The organism is Corallococcus sp. AB030, from assembly GCF_003668965.1.
Lineage (GTDB): Bacteria > Myxococcota > Myxococcia > Myxococcales > Myxococcaceae > Corallococcus > Corallococcus exiguus.
In genome coordinates, this window is record NZ_RAWQ01000341.1 from 1 (window position 1) to 5,867 (window position 5,867).

Sequence of the window (5,867 nt, forward strand, 5' to 3'; positions counted from 1 at the left end):
ATCCCGCCCACCCACTGGACGCGCGGGGCGGACTCGTCGCGGCGGTAGAAGAGGAGGAAGGGCACGTCGAGCGCGGCGTCCTGCTGCAACTGCGGCAGCGCGGCGCCAATGTCCTCCAACGTCTTCACCTTGCCCAAGAGGGCGGACAGCTCGCGCAGCGTCTGCGTGCGCCGCGCGCTGAGCATCTTCTCCGTCACCTCCGTGATGGGGTGGAAGAGGCCGCCCACGCGTCCGGACTCGTCGCGGATGGGGCTGAAGGAGAAGGTCATGAAGGCCTCCTCCAGGTAGCCGTACCGGTCCAGGAACATGCGCTGGTTCTCGATGTAGGAACCCACGCCCGTGCCCGCCTTCTCGAACACGCCGCCCACCACCGGCAGTGCCGTGGCCCAGCAGTCGCGGAAGGGCTGGCCCATGGACTCCGGGTGCTTCGCGCCGCAGATGGGCCGGTAGCTGTCGTTGTAGAGCTGCACGCGCTCCGGTCCCCACGCGATGAGGATGGGGAAGGTGGAGGACAGGCACAGGCTGACCGTCGTGCGCAGGCTCTGCGGCCAGGTCTCCACCGGCCCGAGCGGCGTCCCCGACCAGTCCATGGAGCGGATCAACCGCCCCATCTCACCGCCGCCGGACAGCCAGTCCATTCCCCCTTCCGGGGACGACACCGCCGTGGAACCGGCCTGGGAGGGACTGGGGAGAGTCATGAGGCCTCGGATGTTCGTCCAGGGAAACCGTTGGTTTGATAGCGGATTCACGCGGCGCGTGCCGTGGCATCAAGAGCAAGTGTGAGCTTGCTTGCTTCGGCCCCGGGTGGGGTGGCAGGGACCGCCGCTCGCGGATTTCAGGGGGCCGGGCGGGGCTATCGCTTCTCGCGGGCATGCCGCACGGCGAGCACGACGAGCAGCGCGGCAACGCCCGCCAGCGCGACGAAGTGCTCCACGCGGCCCACGCCCTTCGCCACGCGGTCCACGCTCGCGGAGCCCAGGTAGCCCAGCGTCACCACCAGGGGCGAGCTCAGGCACAGCGCCAGCCCGTCCCAGAGAAGGAAGCGGCGAAAGGACATGCCCTCCGCGGCGGCCATGGCGAACACCGGCACGCGCAGCACGGACATGAACCGGCCCACGAAGACGACGCGCGAGCCGTGCTTCGCGTACAGACCCTGGATGCGCTCGCGGCGCTCGGGCGGGAACAGGCGGCGCGTGCGCCGGTGCGTGTAGAGCGCCTGCCCCAGCCGGCGCGCCGTGAAGAAGAGGACGGTGTCCCCGCACAGCACGCCCGCGAAGCACAGCGCGATGGCGGCCGGAAGCGGCATCGCGCCACGGTGCGAGAGCACGCCCGCCGCCAGCTGCACCAGGTCCTCCGGGAACGGCAGCCCCAACCCTCCCGCCACGAGCACGACGAAGAGCAGCGGGCCGGAGCCGTGTGTCACGAGGAGCTGGAGGGGCGAGTCGGTCATCGGGGCTCGGCCCGTCAGGGCTCTGGGAGCACGGCCGCGGCGCGGCGCTCCTGGCGGAAGAGGAGGACCTCGCGGACGATGATCTGCAGGGTGGCCGCCACGGGCACGGCCACCACCGCGCCCACGATGCCCGCCAGCTCCACGCAGAAGAGGACCGCGAGCAGGGTGACGAGCGGGTTGACGTGCACGGTGCGCTTGAACACGAGCGGCGCCATCACGTTGCCCTCCAGCTGGCCGTAGAGGAGGAAGTAGATGAACACCGCGAGCGCCTTCCACAGGCCGCCGGTGGCCAGCGTGAGCAGCGTGATGATGCCGCCCGCGATGATGGGCCCCGCGTAGGGCACCAGGCTGGAGAAGCCGCTGGCCACGCCCAGGGGCAGGTAGAAGGGCATGCCCAGCACCGCCAGCATGGTGGTGGTGAGCGTGGCGTTGATGGCGCAGATGAGGGTGATGCCGGACAGGTAGCCGCCCGTCGCGGTGTACACGTTGCGCAGCACGCGCACGTAGCGCAGCCGGTGGTCGGGGCGGGCCAGCTCCAGCAGGCGCTTGAGCACGCCGCCGCCGAACACCAGCATGAACACCACCAGGAAGAAGACGGTGAGCATGCCGCCCAGGAGGCCCACCACGCCGCCAATGGCGCTCATCAGGAGCGCGGGCAGGGGGCCCGCGATCGCGGGCGTGGCCTCCTCCAGCCGTTCATTCCAGCCCAGGCTCTGAAGCCGCTGGTTGAGCGCGCGCAAGATGCCGGTGCCGCGCATCTGCTTCCACAGGTGAGGCCACTGCGTCACCAGCGCGTCCACCTGGGTCACCAGGTCCGGAATCACCAGCAGGCCCAGCGCCACGGTGGCCACGAACAGCCCGAACAGCACCACGGCGATGGCCAGCCACCGCTTGAAGCCGCGCTTCTCCAGCCGCGACACGCCGTGCTCCAGCGACAGCGCGATGAGCGCCGCGATGCCGGTGAGCGTGAGCGCCACGCGCGTCTTGGCGACGAGCACCACCAGGACCATCACCCCCAGCACCACGAGGCACACGGTGAACACCGTGCGGGGCGACACCTGGGACTTCAGCTGCGGCGGGACGACGGGCTCGGACACCGGCGAGGCTCCCCAGGACAGGCCACCGGCTTCGGGCCTCATGTCCTGCGGATGCGTCATCCCGCGCCCGGCGGCAACCACTGTCGGCTTCCAAGTGTGCGCGCCGGGTCCGGGCCTCGCTCAAGCGTCCTGCGGGTGACACCCGGCGTTCGCGAAGGGGCTCCACCGGACGCAATCACCGGCCTGGTGGTTCGTCACCCCGGCAGCCCCGAAACGCCCGGGTTGGCCGCCAGGCCGTCCGTCCCCCCGAGCACGGTTGCGCGTCCGCAACGTGACGGCGCCGCGCTCGGGCGTCGTGCACCTGACGCGCCGGGACGTCGTGGAAAAAGGGGACAGCACGGTTTGCCGGGCCCGAGCGTCAGACGTGGATGGGAACCTTCGTGGGAAGGGACTTTCGCGGGCCGGGAGAGGACACCATGAAAAAGATGGGTGAGCAGGAGCTGGAAGGGGTGCGGCGGGAGGCCCTCGAGACCGAGGCCCGGTGGCGCGGGCTGGCGGCGAAGCTGGCGGAGCTGGGCGGCGAGGAGATGGACGCGCAGCTGCTGGTGACGTTCCGGGGCGCGCGGGACGCGGGAGCGGTGCCGCCGGACGCGGGCTTCTTCCTGGTGGCGCACATCCTCACGGCGATGGCGGACGAGGCCATCGCGGAGGATCCGCGCGTGAGGATGCGGGCGCGCGAGCTGGACGCGATGGAGCGCGACTACGGCCTCACCAGCGAGGGCTGGCCGGAAGGGGAGCTTCCACCGGAAGACTGGGAAGCGCTGTGCGTGGAGTACGAGCGGGCCTGTGATGAAGCACGCGCCGCGTTCTTCCGCGCGTACGGAGAGGAGGAGATGGCGCGGCTGTACCTGGATCAGCGCGTGACGTTCCACCACCGCTTCGAGAGCGGGCGGCGCTTCTTCCACGGGCTGCCCATGTTGCCCACGCAGCTGCACTGAGCGGGAGGTCCGCTAGACTCCGCCCTCCTGTGCTTTTCGGAAGGCGGCGGATGCGAGCGGCAAGCCTGGCTGTGGCGGTGGGGTGTTGGGTGTGGGGCGCGCTGGCGTTCGGAGCGGCGCCCGCGCCCGCGCCCGTGCGGGTGGAGGCCAGCGCGACGTACGACGCGCTCCAGCGGATGGTGCGGATCCGCGAGGTGTCGCTGTCGCCGGACGGCACGCGGGTGGCCTGGGTGGAGTCGGTGCCGGGGACCGCGGAGGCCGCGAGGCTCCAGGTGCGGGAGCTGGCGCATCCGGAGCGGGCGCCGGTGCGCGTCACCGCGTCGAAGGATGGCGCGCCGTGCGCGGAGGGTTCGCTGTCATGGAGCCCGGACGGTCGGCAGCTCGCGTTCCTCTCCACTGCGGGTGAGGGCCGGGCGAAACAGCTCTACGTGGCGGACGCATCGGGGACGGGCGGGCCCGCGAGGCGGCTCACCACGGTGAAGGGCGTGCTGGCGGCGCCGAAGTGGTCGCCCGACGGGAAGTCCGTGGGGCTGCTCGTCATCGAGGGCGCGGAGGACGCGCTGGGGCCTCGGGGGCCGGCGGCGCGCGAGACGGGCGTAGTGCAGGCGTCTCCGCCGGTGAAGCGCTTCGCGGTGGTGGCGGTGGAGGACATGCGGCTGCGGTGGGTGTCGCCCGCGAGTTTGTTCATCCACGAGTACGCGTGGAGTCCGGACGGCGCCCGGGTGGCGGTGACGGCCTCGAAGCCACCGGGGGATGCGAACTGGTGGAGCGCGCGGGTGTACGCGGTGGAGGCGGGGACGGGAGAGACGTCGCTGCTGCACACGCCCAGGTGGCAGGTGGCGGAGCCCGCGTGGAGTCCGGACGGACGGCAGCTCGCGTTCATCGAGGGGCTGATGAGCGACGAGGGCAACACGGGCGGGGACGTGCTCGTGGTGTCGGTGCCGGAGCGGCTGGCGGCGAAGGTGCGGTTCGGGGAGAAGGCGGAGCTGCCCACGAAGGTGCCGCCCGCGCGGAACGTGACGGAGGGGCTGAAGGCGACGGCCACGGACCTGTTCTGGCCCACGGCGGAGCGGCTGGTGTTCGTGGCGCAGGCGCAGGGCGAGGCCGCGCTGATGGCGGTGGCTCCGGGCGGCGGAGAAGTGAAGACATTGTGGAAGGGCCCGGAGCACGTGAAGGTGTCGCTGGGGAAGGACGGCGTGACGAGCGCGGTGGTGCGCGACGCCATCATCCAGGCGCCGGAGCTGTGGACGGGGCCGGTGGGAGCGTGGAAGCAGGTGACGCGCCTCAACGCGGACGTGCGCGTGACGGTGGGCGACGTGCGCAGCGTGACGTGGACGAGCGACGGTCAGCCGGTGCAGGGCTGGCTGGTGTTGCCGGTGCCGGACGCGTCCGGACGCAAGGCGCCCATGGTGACGGTGGTGCACGGAGGGCCGGCGGCGGGAGTGCTGCCGGGTTTCAATCCGCAGACGGCGTTGTTCACCGCGAGGGGCTACGCGGTGTTCATGCCCAACCCGCGAGGCAGCTACGGCCAGGGTGAAGCGTTCGTGCAGGCGAACCGCCGGGACTTCGGCTTCGGGGATTTCAACGACGTGCTGGCGGGGCTGGACGCGGTGCTGGCGTCAGCGCCGGTGGATCCAGCGCGGCAGGGCATCACTGGGTGGAGCTACGGCGGCTTCCTGACGATGTGGGCGGTGACTCGGACGCAGCGCTTCCAGGCGGCGGTGGCGGGCGCGGGCATCGCGAACTGGCAGAGCTACTACGGCACGAACCACATCGACTCATGGATGCTGCCGTACTTCGGAGCGACGGTGTACGACGAGCCGGAGGTGTACACGCGCTCCTCGCCCATCAACGGAGTGAAGCAGGTGAAGACGCCCACGCTGGTGCTGCACGGTGAAAGGGACCTGGAGGTCCCCGCGTCGCAGGGCTACGAGTTCCACAAGGCGCTGAAGACGCTGGGCGTGAAGACCCAGTTGGTCATCTACGCGGATGAGGGCCACAGCCTGCGCAAGCCCGAGCACCAGAAGGACCGGCTCTTGCGCACGCTGGACTGGTTCGACGCGAACCTGCCGGCGGTGACGGAGTCGAAGCCGAAGGTGCGGGCGCCGGCGCGCTGAGCCTTCGGACACGAAGGCCGTCCCACGGGATGAGAAGGTGAGGACCCAGAGGAGCCACCCTGTCAGCGCGAACCGCGAAAACCTGTCCGACAGTCGGACAGGTTTTGAATCAGCAGCAGGCGGGAGCTGGGTAGGGATGGCGCTCTCAAGCGGTCGTCGCAACAGCTGACGCGAATACTTCGGCAGGCGTTCGCCATGCAAGCGTTTGACGCGGGCGCCCGTTAAGTTCGTGCGCGATGGCGTCGAGTTGCTTGCCGGAGAGGGC

At 70.8% G+C, this 5,867-nt stretch carries 4 protein-coding genes and 2 pseudogenes; 2 read left to right on the plus strand and 4 right to left on the minus strand.

Annotated features, from left to right (window positions below; all coding sequences use genetic code 11):
* The 3 genes and pseudogenes from D7Y15_RS41695 to D7Y15_RS41705 form a co-directional block, all read right to left on the minus strand.
* A pseudogene (locus D7Y15_RS41695) lies at window positions 1–638 on the minus strand (cell wall metabolism sensor histidine kinase WalK); the annotation flags it as partial.
* A 215-nt stretch (window positions 639–853) separates the two neighbouring features.
* Window positions 854–1,450, minus strand: a complete 597-nt coding sequence (locus D7Y15_RS41700) for a DedA family protein (protein WP_121756040.1) — start codon at window positions 1,448–1,450, stop codon at window positions 854–856.
* 14 nt (window positions 1,451–1,464) lie between these two features.
* The gene (locus D7Y15_RS41705) at window positions 1,465–2,589 is read right to left on the minus strand and encodes an AI-2E family transporter (protein ID WP_233597206.1); all 1,125 of its coding nucleotides are present in this window, start codon (window positions 2,587–2,589) and stop codon (window positions 1,465–1,467) included.
* Between the two features lie 374 nt (window positions 2,590–2,963).
* Here D7Y15_RS41705 and D7Y15_RS41710 point away from each other — a divergent pair, with 374 nt between their 5' ends.
* Entirely contained in the window at window positions 2,964–3,485 is a 522-nt protein-coding gene (locus tag D7Y15_RS41710) for a hypothetical protein (protein WP_120578796.1), read from the plus strand.
* A gap of 50 nt (window positions 3,486–3,535) precedes the next feature.
* Window positions 3,536–5,602 carry a S9 family peptidase gene (locus D7Y15_RS41715; RefSeq protein WP_121756041.1) on the plus strand — a complete coding sequence of 689 codons (2,067 nt, stop codon included), beginning with the start codon at window positions 3,536–3,538 and terminating at the stop codon, window positions 5,600–5,602.
* A 145-nt stretch (window positions 5,603–5,747) separates the two neighbouring features.
* On the opposite strand, the pseudogene D7Y15_RS46200 reads toward D7Y15_RS41715, so the two are convergent.
* Window positions 5,748–5,867 (minus strand): annotated as a pseudogene (locus D7Y15_RS46200) (IS30 family transposase); the annotation flags it as partial.

Excerpts from the sequence above, each read along its gene's own strand:
- D7Y15_RS41710 (WP_120578796.1), top strand. The coding sequence starts at position 2,964 with ATGAAAAAGATGGGTGAGCAGGAGCTGGAAGGGGTGCGGCGGGAGGCC.
- D7Y15_RS41700 (WP_121756040.1), bottom strand. The coding sequence starts at position 1,450 with ATGACCGACTCGCCCCTCCAGCTCCTCGTGACACACGGCTCCGGCCCG.
- D7Y15_RS41705 (WP_233597206.1), bottom strand. The coding sequence starts at position 2,589 with ATGAGGCCCGAAGCCGGTGGCCTGTCCTGGGGAGCCTCGCCGGTGTCC.
- D7Y15_RS41715 (WP_121756041.1), top strand. The coding sequence starts at position 3,536 with ATGCGAGCGGCAAGCCTGGCTGTGGCGGTGGGGTGTTGGGTGTGGGGC.